General features: G+C 63.6%; 13 protein-coding genes. 8 read left to right on the top strand and 5 right to left on the bottom strand.

Annotation, left to right across the window (positions count from 1 at the left end):
• Window positions 1-174: 174 nt before the first annotated feature.
• From LB557_RS27075 to LB557_RS27065, 3 genes are read left to right on the top strand one after another with little or no spacing between them, the layout of a single operon-like run.
• Complete coding sequence (locus LB557_RS27075) at window positions 175-1,791, top strand: GMC family oxidoreductase (protein ID WP_224642589.1); 1,617 nt, start codon at window positions 175-177, stop codon at window positions 1,789-1,791.
• Window positions 1,788-3,002 carry a mandelate racemase/muconate lactonizing enzyme family protein gene (locus tag LB557_RS27070; protein ID WP_015316135.1) on the top strand — a complete coding sequence of 405 codons (1,215 nt, stop codon included), beginning with the start codon at window positions 1,788-1,790 and terminating at the stop codon, window positions 3,000-3,002. Before LB557_RS27075 ends, LB557_RS27070 begins: the two co-directional genes overlap by 4 nt.
• Window positions 2,999-3,916 carry an NAD(P)-dependent oxidoreductase gene (locus LB557_RS27065; RefSeq protein WP_224642546.1) on the top strand — a complete coding sequence of 306 codons (918 nt, stop codon included), beginning with the start codon at window positions 2,999-3,001 and terminating at the stop codon, window positions 3,914-3,916. The genes LB557_RS27070 and LB557_RS27065 overlap by 4 nt, the downstream gene beginning before the upstream one ends.
• A gap of 343 nt (window positions 3,917-4,259) precedes the next feature.
• Here the strand turns inward: LB557_RS27065 and LB557_RS27060 are convergent, their stop codons facing one another.
• The gene (locus tag LB557_RS27060) at window positions 4,260-5,198 is read right to left on the bottom strand and encodes a diacylglycerol/lipid kinase family protein (RefSeq protein WP_015316133.1); all 939 of its coding nucleotides are present in this window, start codon (window positions 5,196-5,198) and stop codon (window positions 4,260-4,262) included.
• An 888-nt stretch (window positions 5,199-6,086) separates the two neighbouring features.
• On the opposite strand from LB557_RS27060, the gene LB557_RS27055 reads away from it, so the two are divergent.
• The 3 genes from LB557_RS27055 to LB557_RS27045 all read left to right on the top strand — a co-directional run bounded on the left by LB557_RS27055 (window position 6,087) and on the right by LB557_RS27045 (window position 8,343).
• Complete coding sequence (locus LB557_RS27055; RefSeq protein WP_140617720.1) at window positions 6,087-6,521, top strand: hypothetical protein; 435 nt, start codon at window positions 6,087-6,089, stop codon at window positions 6,519-6,521.
• 6 nt (window positions 6,522-6,527) lie between these two features.
• Window positions 6,528-7,658: a hypothetical protein gene (locus tag LB557_RS27050; RefSeq protein ID WP_224642548.1), complete on the top strand. Its 1,131-nt coding sequence runs from the start codon at window positions 6,528-6,530 to the stop codon at window positions 7,656-7,658.
• 163 nt (window positions 7,659-7,821) lie between these two features.
• A complete protein-coding gene (locus LB557_RS27045; protein WP_140664885.1) occupies window positions 7,822-8,343 on the top strand; it encodes a hypothetical protein in 522 nt (173 codons plus the stop codon).
• Between the two features lie 17 nt (window positions 8,344-8,360).
• Here the strand turns inward: LB557_RS27045 and LB557_RS27040 are convergent, their stop codons facing one another.
• Together LB557_RS27040 and LB557_RS27035 are read right to left on the bottom strand one after the other, a co-directional pair.
• Window positions 8,361-9,983: an FAD-binding oxidoreductase gene (locus tag LB557_RS27040; RefSeq protein WP_224642550.1), complete on the bottom strand. Its 1,623-nt coding sequence runs from the start codon at window positions 9,981-9,983 to the stop codon at window positions 8,361-8,363.
• Window positions 9,984-10,163: 180 nt separating this feature from the next.
• Window positions 10,164-10,406, bottom strand: a complete 243-nt coding sequence (locus LB557_RS27035) for a DUF1344 domain-containing protein (RefSeq protein WP_015316128.1) — start codon at window positions 10,404-10,406, stop codon at window positions 10,164-10,166.
• Between the two features lie 439 nt (window positions 10,407-10,845).
• Between LB557_RS27035 and LB557_RS27030 the strand changes: the two genes are divergently transcribed.
• The gene (locus tag LB557_RS27030; protein ID WP_224642552.1) at window positions 10,846-11,343 is read left to right on the top strand and encodes a YegJ family protein; all 498 of its coding nucleotides are present in this window, start codon (window positions 10,846-10,848) and stop codon (window positions 11,341-11,343) included.
• A gap of 17 nt (window positions 11,344-11,360) precedes the next feature.
• On the opposite strand, the gene LB557_RS27025 is transcribed toward LB557_RS27030, so the two are convergent.
• Both LB557_RS27025 and LB557_RS27020 read right to left on the bottom strand, forming a co-directional pair.
• Window positions 11,361-12,320, bottom strand: a complete 960-nt coding sequence (locus LB557_RS27025; RefSeq protein WP_224642554.1) for a hypothetical protein — start codon at window positions 12,318-12,320, stop codon at window positions 11,361-11,363.
• A 95-nt stretch (window positions 12,321-12,415) separates the two neighbouring features.
• Window positions 12,416-13,489 (bottom strand): CapA family protein, encoded by a 1,074-nt coding sequence (locus LB557_RS27020; protein ID WP_224642556.1) that lies wholly within the window; start codon window positions 13,487-13,489, stop codon window positions 12,416-12,418.
• Window positions 13,490-13,632: 143 nt separating this feature from the next.
• Between LB557_RS27020 and LB557_RS27015 the strand changes: the two genes are divergently transcribed.
• Window positions 13,633-14,889, top strand: a complete 1,257-nt coding sequence (locus LB557_RS27015) for a hypothetical protein (RefSeq protein WP_224642558.1) — start codon at window positions 13,633-13,635, stop codon at window positions 14,887-14,889.
• Window positions 14,890-15,064 lie beyond the last annotated feature (175 nt).

The following is a 15,064-nucleotide window of genomic DNA, read 5'->3' as shown; positions in this document are numbered from 1 at the left end:
ATGCCATCCGCATAGTCCGTCGACCCCATGCATATCAAGCGCGATTGTCGGCATTCCCCGAAAGCCGGCCGGTATACCAGTCGCTTTTTTCACAACCGATGCCGGAAGGCGCGGCGACGCGGCGAACCCATGGCGTCTAGGCTGCGCCAGATTTCCGGAGCCGCCATTTTCATCATGCAGACCTATGACTTCATCATCGTCGGCTCCGGCTCGGCCGGCTCGGTTCTGGCCGACAAACTGTCGGCTTCGGGCCGCTTCTCGGTGCTGGTGCTGGAAGCCGGTGGCAGCGACCGGCGCTTCTACGTGCAGATGCCGCTCGGCTACGGCAAGACCTTCTTCGATCCCACGGTGAACTGGAACTACAAGACCGAGCCGGATCCCGGCCTTGGCGGCAATGTCGACCACTGGCCGCGCGGCAAGCTGCTTGGCGGGTCGAGCTCGATCAACGCCATGGTCTGGATCAGAGGCGCCCGCGAAGACTTCGATGACTGGCGCGCCGCCGGCAATCCCGGCTGGGGCTATGACGATCTGTTGCCGGCCTTCAAGGCGCTCGAGGACAACGAAGCCGGCGCCGACGCATGGCGCGGCACCGGCGGTCCCCTGCACATCAGCGACACCACTGATGCCGTCCACCCGCTGACGAAGCGCTATCTCACCGCCGGCCAGCAGGCCGGCCTGCCGCTCAACCCCGATTTCAATGGTGCTGCCCAGGAAGGCGTCGGCATTTACCAGATCTCGACCAAGAACGGCCGCCGCATGTCGGCCGCCCGTGCCTTCCTGCGCCCGGCGATGAAGCGCGCCAATGTGCGCGTGGAGACCAAGGCGCTGGCAAGCCGCGTCCTGTTCGAAGGCAAGCGCGCCGTCGGCGTCGAGTATTTGCAGAACGGTCAGACCAGGACGGCCCGCGCCGGCCGCGAAATCATCCTGTCCGCGGGCTCGATCAACTCGCCGCAGCTCATGCAGCTCTCCGGGGTGGGTCCGGCGGCGCTGCTTGAAGGCTTGGGCATCCCGGTCGTGCATGCCAACGAGAATGTCGGCGCCAATCTGCAGGACCATGTCGGCATCAACTACACCTTCAAGGGCAAGCTGCCGACGCTGAACCAGATCCTGCGTCCCTGGTGGGGCAAGCTTTTGGTCGGCATGCAGTACATCCTGACCCGCTCCGGGCCGCTGTCGCTGTCGATGAACCATGGCGGCGGCTTCTTCCGCACCGATCCGGCCTTCTCGCGCCCCAACATGCAGCTCTATTTCCAGGCCTTCTCGACCCTCATCCCGAAGAACGGCGAGCGGCCGATCCTGACGCCGGATCCGTGGCCGGGCTTCTCCATCGGCCTGTCCAACTGCCGGCCATCGAGCCGGGGCGAGATCATGATCCGCTCCAGCAATCCGCTCGATTATCCCAAGATCGTCGCCAACGCCTATTCGACCAATGCGGACGTCACCGAGATGCTCGACGCGGTGAAATTCGTGCGCAAGATCGCCTCGATGCCCGCCATGGCCGAGATCATCGCCGAAGAGGTGCTGCCCGGTCCGTCGATCCGGTCCGACGCCGACCTGATCACCGATTTCAGGAAACGCTCCGGCACCGTCTATCACCCGGTCTCGACCTGCCGCATGGGACCCGATCCCTCGCGCTCCGTCGTCGATCCGCGCCTCAAGGTGCACGGGCTCGAAAGCTTGCGCATCATCGACGCCTCGATCTTTCCCGACAACATCACCGGCAACACCAACGCCGCCTCGGTCATGACCGGGTGGAAGGGCGCCGAACTGGTTCTGGAGGACCACACATGAAGATCACCGACGTCAAGACCTGGGTTGTCGGCAACCCGCCACCCGGCATCGGCGGCAAGTATTTCATCTTCGTCAAGCTCACCACCGATGGCGGCGTGGTCGGCTATGGCGAGGCCTACAACGCCACCTTCTCCGCCCATGTCACGGCCAAGCTCGTCGAGGACATGGCCGAGCGCTATCTGATCGGCCACGATCCGCACGACATCGAGAATTTCTTCCGCCGCGCCTATTCCTCCGGCTTCACCCAGCGCCCCGACGTGACCGGCATGGGCTGTTTTTCCGCACTCGAAATGGCTTGTTGGGACATCGTCGGCAAGGAAGCCAACAAGCCGGTCTACAAGCTCCTTGGTGGCCAGGTGCACGAGACGCTGCGCTCTTACACCTATCTCTATCCGCACACCGGCAGCGTCCATTCCGAGGACGCGCCGGATGGCAGGAATGTCTATAACGACCCGGAGATGGCGGCGGCCTGCGCGCTCGAATATGTCGAGCAGGGGTTCAATGCCGTCAAGCTCGACCCGGCCGGCCCCTACACCGCCTTCGACGGCCATCAGCCGCGCCTCGTCGACATCGATGTCTCGACCCGCATGATCAAGGCGATCCGCGAGGCGGTCGGCACCCGCGCCGATATCCTGTTCGGCACGCACGGCCAATTCACGGCATCGGGCGCGCTGCGCATGGCGCGCGCCATCGAGCCTTATGATCCGCTGTGGTTCGAGGAGCCGGTGCCGCCCGACATGCCCGAAGTGATGGCGCAGGTCGCCCGCGCGACTTCGATCCCGATCGCCACCGGCGAGCGGCTGACGACCAAATCCGAATTCGCCCGTGTCATCGAGAACCGTGCCGCCACCATCTTGCAGCCGGACCTCGGCCGCTCCGGCGGCATTCTGGAAACCAAGAAGATCGCGGCCATGGCCGAGGCCTATCACATCCAGGTCGCGCCGCACTGCTATTGCGGGCCGATCGTCGGTGCCGCCAACATCCAGCTCGCGGTGACGCTGCCCAACTTCCTGATCCTGGAATCGCTGAAGCAGTGGGACGGTTTCCACGCCACGCTGTTGAAGAAGAAGATCGAATGGCAGGACGGCAATGTCATCCCGTCGAAGGAGCCGGGCCTCGGCGTCGAGCTCAACGAGGCGGTCTGCGACGCCCATCCCTACACCGGCAAGGACCTGCATCTGCAGATGATGCAGACGCCGCTGATGCCGTGAGCGAAAGCTACGCCTTCATCGGCCTTGGCCATCTCGGCGGCAATCTTGCCGCCAGCCTGATCCGCAACGGCTTTGACGTCACCGTCGTCGACCGCGACCCCGCCGCCGTCGAGCGCCTTGTCGCGCTCGGCGCGACGGCCGCCAATAGCCCGGCCGAAGCCGCGGCGCGGGCCGGCAATGCCATCACCTGCCTGCCTTCGCCAAAAGTCAGCGAGGCGGTGCTGGCCGGCCCGGGCGGATTGCTGGAAGGTCTGCCCAGGGGCAGCACCTGGATCGAGATGTCGACCAACGGCCGGGACGAGATTTTGCGGCTGGCCGCCCTCGCCTCGGCCAAGGGGATCGAGACGCTGGAATGCCCGGTCACCGGCGGTGTGCATCTGGCGGCGGCTGGCAAGATCACCGCGCTGGTCGGCGGCGACGCCCCCCTCTACGAGCGTCACCGCCCGGCCATCGAAGCGATGTGCGCCAAGTCGTTCCTGATGGGCCCGATCGGCTCGGCGGCGGTGATCAAGGTTATCACCAACATGCTGGCCTTCATCCATCTGGTCGCCGCCGGCGAGGCGCTGATGCTGGCCAAGCAAGGCGGGCTCGACCTCGCGCAATCCTACCACGCCATCGTCGCGTCTTCAGGCAACAGCTTCGTCCACGAGACCGAAAGCCAGTTGGTGCTGAACGGCTCCTACGACATCGGCTTCACCATGGACCTTGCGCTGAAGGACCTTGGCTTTGCGCTGACCATGGCCGAACGATCCGGCGTGCCGCTCGATCTGGCGTCGCGCGTCAACGCGATCTTCGAGCAAGGCAAGGCGGCTTATGGCGGCGATGCCTGGTCGACCCAGATCGTCAAATTGCTTGAAGATACCGTCGGCACCGACCTGCGCGCGCCGGGCTTTCCGGCCAGGCTGGAAATATGAACTAGCAAATAAAATCAAGATGTTGGGCGAGCATCTAGAATCATAGCGGCAACAACTTGAATCAGAGCTGCAACATCTCGACCGGTTTCTCGGGCGAGAGTTTCGATCGGACTGCATGGCTCGGCGATTGGCGGGAGACACCCCTTCCTTTCGTCATCCTCGGGCTTGACCCGAGGATCCATCCCGTAACATCAAGGCGCTGCAACGGTGCTGATTTCGGCTCCGCCGCACTCTTCGGCCAATATCACGGCATGGATCCCAGTGTCTCCGCGACGAAGCTTCGCTCCTGCTTCGCCCTGGGATGACGACGTTGAGACGCTCCACCGCCGGGCTGTGCCTTGATTCAATATCTCACCAGCAACGCACCAGGCAGGATCTCGAAGGTGGCGGGTATGCGCCCCGGTGACTCGCCGTCTATGTCGACCAGCGCGCCATTCTTCTCGACGTCGCCGAGCGGTTCGACAACCACTTTCCTGCCGCGCAGGATGGTGATCGCTGGATGGTTGCGGTGCCGCCCACCATAGAGCAGGCGGATGTCCCAGATCAGCTTCAGCTTGCCCGCCGCGCGCAGGATGACGATGTCGAACCGTCCATCGGTCAGTTCGGCATCGGGCGCGATCATCATGCCGCCGCCGAAGAATTTGCCATTGGCCACCGCCACCAGCGCCATGCGCGCCTCGACCGGCGTGCCGTCGTCGACTGTGATCCGCACGTCCTGGAAGCGGTAGCGGATGAACTCGACCACGGTGCGCCACAGGAACAGCGCCTTGGCCGACATCCTGCCCTTGCGCTTGTCGGCATTGACGGCGCGATCAGTGGCGCCCGACAGGCCAAGGCTGGCGATGTTGATGAAGTGGCGGCTGGCCAGCGCGCCATGGTCGTCGATATAGCAGATGCGGCCGGCATCGACCGCCCTGGCCTTCGCCCCGGCAATCCGTTCCAGCGTCGCGCCGATCTCCTTCGGCAGGCCGAGCCCGCGCGCGAAGTCGATGCCGGTGCCGCACGGCAGCAGGCCAAGCTCGGTCGTCCTGCCGCCCTCCTCGCGGGCCTGCAGCAAGCCGTCGGCCACCTCGCTCGCCGTGCCGTCGCCGCCGGCCGCGATCACCAGGTCGAAGCCGTTTGCCGCGAGATCGAGCGCCAGCCGCTCGGCGTCGCCTTCGGCCTGCGTCTCGCGCAGTTCGAAATCGCCGAAGTGCTTTTTCAGCGCGGCGGCGACGTCAGGCCAATGCCGTTTCAGCCGGCCGCCGCCGGCAATCGGATTGAGCACCACCCCGACCTTCAAGTTTCGCCCTCCCCGACGCCGGACCTGGATGCCCGATCCTTTGCCGGCATTCAAACTCGTACCGGCCGGCGGAGCAAGGGCGCGTTCGGCCATGGACGCCAAAAAGCGCGGGGCAGGCAGGCTGTCTAAGGCCTTCGCGCTTGAACTTCCCTGGCTTCTGGCATTGGTCCCCGATAATCCCGCTATCCACAGGGGCGCGGCCATTCCCCAAACCCCTTACCCGGCGTAAGTTGAACCCATCTCAGGCGGCTACCGATCATCAAGCCGAAAGGCGAAGTGAAAGGCGGATTTCCTGAGGCCCGTACGGCCCGGAACGAGAGCAGGCTTGCTTGTTCAAGGGACGGAAGCCGAGACCTACGGGGCCGCGGAAAGCGTGCCAACGCCGACGGCGGACCGATGCTGCCATGAAGGACGGCAAAAACCTTCGATGGCACGCAGGGCAAAGGCCCGCGAGGGCCAAGACCGGCGTGGTCTGGAACGGATGCTGCTCTCGGGTGGCTTCTGGCAGGACCGTCAAAATCAAGGCCGGCATGGCGCGACGACTTTACGGAAGTTGCTGCCGCGACCGTGTCCTGATCTGACAGGGAGGCGCTGGGAGAAATCCCGGCGCCGACTGTCTTTTGGCTCTCCCACGCAATTTTTACGGTGTTTCCGGTTGGGGCTGCAACCGGCGGCAAAATCAGCTAACGTTCGACGTCGTCAGAGCCCGTTTGAAAACGCGCTCTGCCGAGTCGGATGGCGTGGTTTTCGAGAACCGAAGCACAGCGGACCTTTGGGTCCGTGAGCACAGTTCTGCTGCGGTGCAGTAGAACGCGGAAGCGCAGAAAACCGCGTCAGGCGGCTGGCAGAGTAGCGTTTACAAATGGGCTCGTAGAAGGGGGATACTTCATGACGCTGATCCAGAAGCTTGCCGTCGCCTACGCGTTCTTGTTCTTCGGCGTCGTGGCCATCGGCTACATTCCGGCCTTCAACGATGCAGACGGCAATCTGTTCGGCCTGTTCTCATTGCAATGGTACGACGACCTGCTGCACGCCTTCTCCGGCGTCTGGGCGTTGGCCGCCGCCTTCATCTCGCATCGCCAGGCGGTGTTCTATTTTAAGCTGTTCGGCTCGGTCTACCTGTTCGACGGCGTGCTCGGGCTGATCACCGGCTCAGGCTGCCTCGATGCCGGTATCTTCATCAACGGCTTCCGCTCCCTCAACGACATCGAATTCCCTGCCCGCTTCTTCGCCAACCTGCCGCACATCGTCATTGGCGGCATCGCCGTCTATATCGGCTTCTGGCTGTCGAAGCGCATCTACGACCACTTCGCCACGGCCTGACGGGCCATGTTCCTGTTCCGCTTGATAAAGCGCATCGTCAAGGCGATCCTCTGGCTGATCGTCATCGTCATCCTGATCCCGATCGCCGGGCTCGCCTATGGCTTCCTGACGACGCCGGCGCTCGACAGGACGCCGCTGCCAGGCATTGCCGACGGCGCGCCGCCCAAGGCACTGGCCGACAAGGTGCGCGCCGAAATCCTCGGCTACCAGCGGCCGGAGGAGTCGACCTTCCTCACCTACCCGGAATGGGCGATCGTCTACGCCGCGCGCGAATATGCCGGTTTCGTCGCCAAGGACCAGCCGAGCGGCTTTCCCTATTGGTCCTATGTCGGCCGCTTCTGGCAAGACTATGCCACGGTGATCCGCGCCAGTTCTCCCTACAGGTTCAACTACGCCAACCACCAGATGCTGGTCATCATCGGCACCAGCCATTCGATCGAGCATATCCTGCAATGGGCCTATGAGAACACGGTCGGTCGCATCACCGAGGCGACGTCAGCCAAGCGCACGGCGGCCGACATCTACCAGGCCAAGGTGGCTGCGGAGTATGCTTCTTTCCTCGATCAGGTGCCGTGGTACCAGTTCCCTTATGCCGAGAAGCGCGCCGGGCTGTTCGCGGTGCAGCCGGCGCCTGGTGACAGTTCCATCCGCACCAGCGAACGCAAGCTTGCCTTCGGTCTCGCCGACACCATCAAGCAGGGCTATGCCGACCTGATCACCAAGGCGCTTGCCGCGACCTCCGACCCGGCCTTCCTCGATGTCCATGTCTGGGCCAGGGGGCCGGTCGGCGAAGCCACCCGCAACGAGCCCGACACCTTGCTGGAACGCGATTACGGCGCGGACGGCACCGTCTTCGTCACCAGGCGCTACCAGGTGTTCACCGACATGATCCCGCGGCTGATCGACAAGGGTGTCTCCTTTGTCGAGATCGGCGGCAATGACAAGATCATGGTCACGGTGCTGTCGACCGATTCGATCGCCATTCCCGAAGGCATGCGCATCCTTTTCAGCTATCCGCTGCCGGCGGAGCCCTCGACGCGCCGCACCGGCATGGTCGTGGCCGTGCGCAAGCTGCATCTGGTGCTGCCGTCGCTGATCAAGGCCGGCGCCAGGCTCGAACACGTCTACGACTACTGAGGTTTTTCAGCCACGCCTGGCCAGGATCGGCGAGCCGTCATGCTCATTCCACAATCGCGGCAAAATCCCGCCTTGTTCGCGCGCAATGGAAAGATCGCATGTCGGCCTGAAGGCGCGACATGCCTGACTGGGCTGCCGGGGGGCATCTCGAAGGGACGAGACCGTGATCAAGACCGCCCTTGTCGCCATGACCATTGTCGGCTGCGACTGCGACGCCAAGCTGTGCGAATATATCGGCGAGACGCCGGCCAAGTGGTCGACCATCGCCGATTGCGAAGCGGCGATGAAGAGCCAGATCCTGCACGAGCGCAATTTCAATTATCCGCTGGTGTCCGGCATCTGCCGCGCGAAAGGCTCGGCGTCCTCCTCGCACCTGGCCGCGATCGCGTCGGGCCCGGAACTGAAGCCCGCCAGCCGGGCCGTCAGGACGGAAAGCCCGCTGCCGCCGGAGCTCAGCCATCGGCCGAGCGTGCCGGTCGGTTCGCCCACGACGGCCCTGGACGCGGCCGCTGCCCGACCCGTCGCCTATGAACAGGTGGTCGACGGCGGAACCGGCGTGCTCTATCGCACGAAGAACGGCTACGCCGTGGTCAAGACCGATCTCGGCCGCGCCGCCTCGGCAACCGCCGACGCGGCAAAGCGCTCCGTGAACTGGCTGGCGGGGCTGATGCCGACGGGCCTGTAGGACGGCCCGCGTGCCGTCTACACCGTCCCGCTCAGCGCCTTGATGGCACGGTAGAAGGTCGAGGAAAACAATTCCGCCGGGTCATAGTGCCGCTTTGCCGTCAGGAAGGCCGGCAGTTCGGGATAGGACGCCAGCAATTCCTTGGCCGTATAGTGCAATTGGTAAGGCAGAAAGAAGCGCCCGCCATGCTTGATCGTCACGTCGATCAGCGCCCGCGTCAGCGCCCGCATCCTGGCATTGCCATCGGCATCGGCCGGCTGGTTGATATAGAGCACCAGCGAATAGGCCGGCTCCGGCGCGTAGGTCAGCGCCACGTCCTCCTTGTGGACGATGCGCACCGAGGCGTTGAGCACCGGCAGATCCTGGTTGCGCAGGATCTCGCGCGCTTCCGCGATGAATGAATTATAGTTCGCGCGAGGAATAAAATATTCGTGCAGTATGTCGGTCTCGTTCATCAGGTCGTTGAACAGATACGGCACCGAATCGTGCATCGGGTTGTTGCGGGTGACGAGACAGGCCTCGCCCTGGGCAAGCGCCGAGCTACGCGGCACCGTGCAGCTTTCGAATTTCGGCTCCAGCGTCTTTTCGGTGAACCATTTCAGTTCCTGGAACGCGCTGCCCCATTTGGCCATGTTCATGATCACCCGCTTCAGGCCGACGCCATCGGGTTCGCCGAGCGCCGGCTGGTCGCCCGGCGGCTGCTCCGCCACCTTATCGTAGCGGTAGACGATCATGTCCTCTAGGAAATTGCCCGGCGCGGTCGACAGATGCCCGTAGAACAGGCCGATGTCCCTGTTCGGCTCCAGCACCTCGGCGAAGAATTTCGGGAAATCGTCGGATCTGATAATCTCGCGCGAGGTGCGGTAGACGGCATTGTCGACGATATCGAGCGTCGCCTCCAGCACCACGCCGAACAGACCGTAGCCGCCGACGACATGTCGGAACAGCTCGATGTTTTCGGTTGGCGAGCAGGTGGTCACCGACCCGTCCGCCAGCATCACCCGCATCGAGCGGATGGAGCCGGCCACCGAGCCCGCCTGATGGTCCATGCCATGCGCGTTCACCGACAGCGAGCCGCCGACCGAAAAAATATCGGTCGACTGCATCGCCTTCACCGCGAAGCGCGGATGCAGCATGGTCTGGATATCGTGCCAGCACGCGCCCGGCTGCAAGGTCACGGTCTTGGCCGCGGCGTCCACCGTAACCTTGCTGAACTTTCTCATATCCAGGACCAGCGCATTGTCGTCGAAAGCATGCCCGCCCATCGAATGGCGGATGGCCGCCAGCGACACTTTCAGCCCGTTGGCGCGCGCGAAGGCGAGCGCTTTGGCGATATGCTCTTCCTCGCTGATCTCGACGACGCCATAGACCGGCGTCCTCGACAGACCGCTGGCATCGTTGATGTCGCCGCCTTTGGCCAGCCAGGGCAGCGACGGATCGAAGGCGGGCGGGCTCGCGATCGGCTTCAGCGGCAGCGCGATACCGTCTACATCGGCGATGCGTCCGGTGTTCTTCGGCCCTGACGGGCCTCGCGCCAGCCGCGCCACGGTGGTGCCGCCCCACAGCACGGCGCCGCCAAAGACGGCCGCCCCCAGCAGCAACCGCCGCGACAGGCGAAATCCCTTTTGTTCCTCGGCCATGCGGATCCCCCGGCGGCCAAGGAATAGCGCGGCCTTTTGGCAAAAACCATAGCGCCTCTGCCGCAACGGCGTTCCGCCGCCGTCGTCGCCTGGCGGTGACGGTCCAAGCTAATGAAAATGGCCGGTTCCCCAAGGAACCGGCCAGATTGGAGCAGGGTCTCAAAGTCCGGTCGGCAGTCTCTATGAGGCCTTCTTGATCGACGTCACCATGCCGGTCTTGTCGTCGACGGTCACCGCCACCTTGGCGCCGACCTTCAGTTTCCCGACCGACGCATCGGGCGACAGCTGGTAGATCTTGCCGTCGTCGAGAGTGACCGACTTGGTTGTCGGATCGACGGCCTGGATGGTGCCCTGAACGGTCGCGGCATAGGCCGTGCCGAGGAAGGCGAGCAAAGCGGCGGTGGTTGCGAGGGTCTTCTTCATGGATAGCACTCCGTGCTGTTTCGGTTTTTCGGTACCGCTTGGGAGAGGGCAGCACCGAACGGCCTGAGACTGGGGCGAAACAGTCATCATCGGCAAATCACGTTGGGTGAATTTTCGCAAAGGATATCATAGGCTTAATTCCAACATATTGTCTGCGGCCGACATCATTTCAGGCCGCTTCGGTTCCCCCGGCGAGCGCATTTCTGTTCGTGAAAAGAGTCGTTTAGACGGATTGTGGCGCGCGTTTGCGATCACGGCGCGGCCGCCGCAATCCGTATCGAGCAGCATCACGAAACAGACCGGCGAGTGGTTATCGATACACATTTTGTGTCATGGATCAGTTCAGATCGCCAATTGAAATGGACGAAACTCGCGCTCCGGTTGCAAATCTGGAACGGATGCGGGATGGTGCGCCGTTACCATGAAGGGGGCCCTTTCCATGAAGCTTGCAGTTCGGTCCATGATGTCCTTGATGATGTTGGCGTGTGCCCCGGGATCGGCCGGCGCGCAAGCCGCGAATCCTAACGATGACAAAGCGCTTATGTTTGCTACGGACGACCCCGAGATGGCGACGGCGACTGCAAAGGCTCTTGCCAGCCTGGATGAGTTCCTGGCCCTGGCCGGAACGCCGCCCTCGGGGACGGACAGGTTCAAATTGAAAGTCGAGGTGCGCGATGGGGATATCAGCGAGCACTTCTGGGTCATCCCGTTCCAGCGTACCGAAACGGGGTTCGTCGGCATATTGGCAAACGAACCGGTAGCTGTGCGCAATGTCGTCCTCGGCCAGGACATAGAATTCACCAGGGACGATATTTCGGACTGGGGATACAGACGCGACGGGCGGCAAGTAGGTAGCTTCACCATGTGTGTGATGTTCAAGAGGATGTCGAAGGAAGAAGCGGACTACCTGCGCGACAAATCCGGTTACGATTGTTGATCGTTTGCCCAACCGGACTAGCTTGCGCCGATCTTGCGCACCAGTGCCGCGGTCGCCAGCATGGCGCCCAGGTCCGAAATCATCGGTGCGACATGACTGGCGTAGTCGAGCGGCACCGAAATATCAGGTAGCTCGAAAAAGTTCTTCGGTTGCGGCAGGAGCAGAAAACCATCGCTGCCGTTGAGCGCGACGCGCGCGGGCTCGTCCGGCCAGGTTTCGCCGAGCCATTTCAGCGCTTGCGCCAGCCGGCCGGTCACCAGCGGCCGCGCCGCCACGACATTGTTGGTGCGGAACTCGTAGGCGGCGTCGAGCTCCGGCACGCCGGACGGCAGTTCCTGCATCCTGGGCGCGAACATGCCGCGGAAAAAGCCGATCACGCCACTGGCACGTCGCGCCGCGACCAGTATTCCTGGAAACGGCTCGATGGTTTCGAAGGCGACGACGATGCCCTTGAATGTGGTGGCCTTGTTCTTGGTGGCGCCCCCGTCCCATAGGTCGGCTTCGTACAGTTCGAACGCAAATCCGTCATATCGTCCGGAGATGATATCGTCGAAGCGGCTCATGGTGAAACCGCCGACGGTCTCGCGCGGCAATCGGTCAAAAGAATGCGGCGTCACGTCATGCTGGTAGCGCATATCCCCAATGAAGCCGAAGATGATGGGCATCAGCGTCTGGCGAAACGATTGCTGCAGCCTCGCCGCCGGCCTGATCGCCCGGAAATAAAGCACGACCGCCACCACGAAGCCGACCACGTACAGAAATACGTGCGGCGTCGAGAACCATTGCTCGTTGGGATCGGCGACCGTGTTGAACAGCCACGCAATGAGCGCCACGAAGACGACCACCAGGCCAACGAACAACGGTGCGCGCCACTTGGCCGCGCGTGCCACCGAGGCCCTTTTCGCTTCGTAGACCTCGATGTCTTTCTTAATGGCTGCGATAGCAGCCGCGCCCGGCATGAAATCCGCTGTCTCCATCGCCAATCCCCGCCGCCAGTGTTGCCGCATGATAGCCATTTTCGCGGGAAAGTCGCCAGCGCTTACCCCTGCCCTGTCGTGGACCTGTCACGCGGTCAGGGCGACGCGTCCACAAGGGAAGCAGGAAAGATCGCGTCCAGCCGGCCCTCGATTTTTTGCCGTATGGGCTCGTCCAATGCCTCGACCGGCAGCAGCCGTTCGTGGTCTCCCGCACGCAAGCGCACAAAGGGATGAAACCAGTAGGACGCGACAGTCCCGCGCGTCTCCGCATCGGCGCTGACGTCCACGATGAAAATCCCGCCAATCCGCCCCGGCCATGGCTGCCGGGCAAAAGCCGTGCCGAGGAAATCGCCGAGCCCATAGGCAATCACCGTCCCGCCGATCCGCTCCACCGGCTGCACGACATGGGCGTGATGGCCGGCGATCAGACCGACGCCCTGCCCGGCCAGCCGCCGCGCCAGTGCCCGTGTTGCGGCGCGCGGAAAATGCCGGAATTCCCAATCCCAGTGCGGCACGACACAGAGGAGATCGACCCCAGCACTCGCCTCGCGCGGCCAGCGCGCCGGATCGCCTTCCATCGAGACGCGGTCGGCAAACAGTCTCTCATCGGCGTTGCGCCAGAGCGTGAAAGCGGCGAAGCCGAGAGCGAGCGGCCCGGCAGCGAAGCGTTCGACCGGACCCTTGGCGGCGAGGCCGATGATGCCGACACCGAGCCGCTTCAACGCCGCGACCGTCGCGTCGAAACCGGCGACGCCCTGGTCGAACACATGATTGTTGGCCAGCGACAGGACCAGTTTTTCGCGTCTGATGCCAACCGCCGCGAGTGCCTCGGCCAGAAAGCGTTCGCTCATCGCATGATGCGTACCGAGCTTTGTCCCCAGCACGGCGCTCGGCCTGTCGACGACAGGGCTTTCGCAATTGCCGATCACCAGGTCGGCCGTGCCCAGCTGCGCCTTGATCGCCGGATCGCAGTCCGGCGCGCTCCGGTTGGCTACCGCCGAGATGTCGCCGATGAAGGCCAGCCGCACCGTCTGTCTCGGTAGCGGGTCCATCAGCGTCCCGGCCGCCGGCGCAAATCCGGTGGCGTCACCGCCGAGCGACGGTTTCAGGAAACGCGGCAGCCAGGACAGTTTGTAGGAGAGCGGATAGTTCGACACGGCACGCCTCATCGTTGGCCTTCTGTAGACCGTCCGCCGGACCGGTTGAAGCGTGCCCGGCGACATTCATGCAACGATGTGGACAGCGTGCCGGCATCGACAGGCGCGGCGGCGCAAATCCGTGTATGGTCGCTGCGGCAAATGGGAGGGAAAAGATGACACGAATAGTAAGCCTGCTGGCATCGGCTTTCATTGTGCTCGTGCCGCTGTCGTCCGCATCGGCGGCCATGCCCGAAGCGGCAACAGCTTTGTTCGAGGCAAGGACCGTGGCCGCGCGCGACGGCGCGCTGTCGACACTGGAAGCGGCCGCGCCGAAAGATCCAGCGTCAGCCTATGCCGCCGGCGCCGGCGAGTTCTTCACCGCGCTGGAACTGCTGGCCAGCGGCCTGCATCGCCATGGGTTTGAGAGCCCGCAATCCTTCATGCTGCCGCTGATGCAGCTGCCGGTACCGGCGAACCCCAATCCCGAGCCGCTGACCTACGAAGAGTTCCGCGCCATACTGGTGGCCTTCCGTGACCGGCTGGCAAAGTCCGCCACCACGCTTGGTTCGGTGCCGGCCGATGCCGATATCGGCATGGTCATCGACCTCACCCATGTCGGCATCGACCTCAACGAGGACGGCACCATCGCACCGGATGAAAGCATGGCGGCGATCATGGCGGCGCTGTCGCGCGGCGGCATCTCCCAGGGCGATACAGCCCCCGCGCTCACCTTCCGCTTCGACCGCGCCGACGGCTATTGGCTGCAAGGCTATGCCGAATTCCTGATGGCGCAGGCCGATTTCTGGCTGGCGCATGATTTCAAGGGTACGTTCGACGGCTCGTTCCACATGCTGTTTCCGCGCGCCAAGCTGCCGTTGCAGGACATCCTCGTGCCGCCGCCAAGCGAGATGGGCTCGAGCATCTTCTCCTCGGAATGGCGCATCGCCGACTTCATCTCGATGGTGCATCTCGTCAACTGGCCGGTTGTCGAACCGGAACGCCGCAAGGCGGCGCGCCAGGAGCTGCTCGAAATGATCCGGCTGTCGCGCGAGGACTGGAAGGCGATCCGCGCCGAGACCGACAATGACCGCGAATGGCTGCCCGGCCCGCAGCAAAAGGGCGAGAACCCGCTCACCGGCCTCGAAGTCGGCGAGGAGCAGGTGCAGGCCTGGCTCGCGACCCTGACGATGGCCGAGGACCTGCTCGAAGGCCGCGCGCTGCTGCCGCACTTCCGCATCACCGGCAAAGGCATCAACATGAAGCGCTTCTTCGACGAGCCTAAACCCTTCGACCTCGTACTCTCGATCACCGGTCCCGGCATCGCGCCTTATCTGGAGAGCGGCAAGGTCCTGACCAGCGAGGATTTCGACCAGATCCAGCGCGAGTTTGCAGGTGGCGGGTTCTTGACGTTCGCGCTGTGGTTCAACTGAGCGGCACGGACAGCCGAACTTCGACTGATCCAAAGTAGAGAATCACGGACAGCGCCTAGAAATAGCTCCCTGGCGACGGTGCTCGTGGCGGCCGCCTGCACCGACATCAGTGGTGCCCTGCCGCCATGAAACCGTCGACAATAAGAACCGGCGTTGGGGCGGCTCGGCCGACAGG

Origin of the sequence: Mesorhizobium sp. BR115XR7A (assembly GCF_020165315.1) — a bacterium.
Classification (GTDB): domain Bacteria; phylum Pseudomonadota; class Alphaproteobacteria; order Rhizobiales; family Rhizobiaceae; genus Mesorhizobium; species Mesorhizobium australicum.
Note: the sequence above shows the minus strand (reverse complement) of the source record. Positions and strands in the feature narration are given on the sequence as shown.

What these genes read in the sequence shown, in the direction of transcription:
- LB557_RS27075 (WP_224642589.1), top strand. Translation starts at nt 175, where the DNA reads ATGCAGACCTATGACTTCATCATCGTCGGCTCCGGCTCGGCCGGCTCG.
- LB557_RS27070 (WP_015316135.1), top strand. Translation starts at nt 1,788, where the DNA reads ATGAAGATCACCGACGTCAAGACCTGGGTTGTCGGCAACCCGCCACCC.
- LB557_RS27055 (WP_140617720.1), top strand. Translation starts at nt 6,087, where the DNA reads ATGACGCTGATCCAGAAGCTTGCCGTCGCCTACGCGTTCTTGTTCTTC.
- LB557_RS27050 (WP_224642548.1), top strand. Translation starts at nt 6,528, where the DNA reads ATGTTCCTGTTCCGCTTGATAAAGCGCATCGTCAAGGCGATCCTCTGG.
- LB557_RS27040 (WP_224642550.1), bottom strand. Translation starts at nt 9,983, where the DNA reads ATGGCCGAGGAACAAAAGGGATTTCGCCTGTCGCGGCGGTTGCTGCTG.
- LB557_RS27035 (WP_015316128.1), bottom strand. Translation starts at nt 10,406, where the DNA reads ATGAAGAAGACCCTCGCAACCACCGCCGCTTTGCTCGCCTTCCTCGGC.
- LB557_RS27030 (WP_224642552.1), top strand. Translation starts at nt 10,846, where the DNA reads ATGAAGCTTGCAGTTCGGTCCATGATGTCCTTGATGATGTTGGCGTGT.
- LB557_RS27025 (WP_224642554.1), bottom strand. Translation starts at nt 12,320, where the DNA reads ATGGAGACAGCGGATTTCATGCCGGGCGCGGCTGCTATCGCAGCCATT.
- LB557_RS27020 (WP_224642556.1), bottom strand. Translation starts at nt 13,489, where the DNA reads ATGAGGCGTGCCGTGTCGAACTATCCGCTCTCCTACAAACTGTCCTGG.
- LB557_RS27015 (WP_224642558.1), top strand. Translation starts at nt 13,633, where the DNA reads ATGACACGAATAGTAAGCCTGCTGGCATCGGCTTTCATTGTGCTCGTG.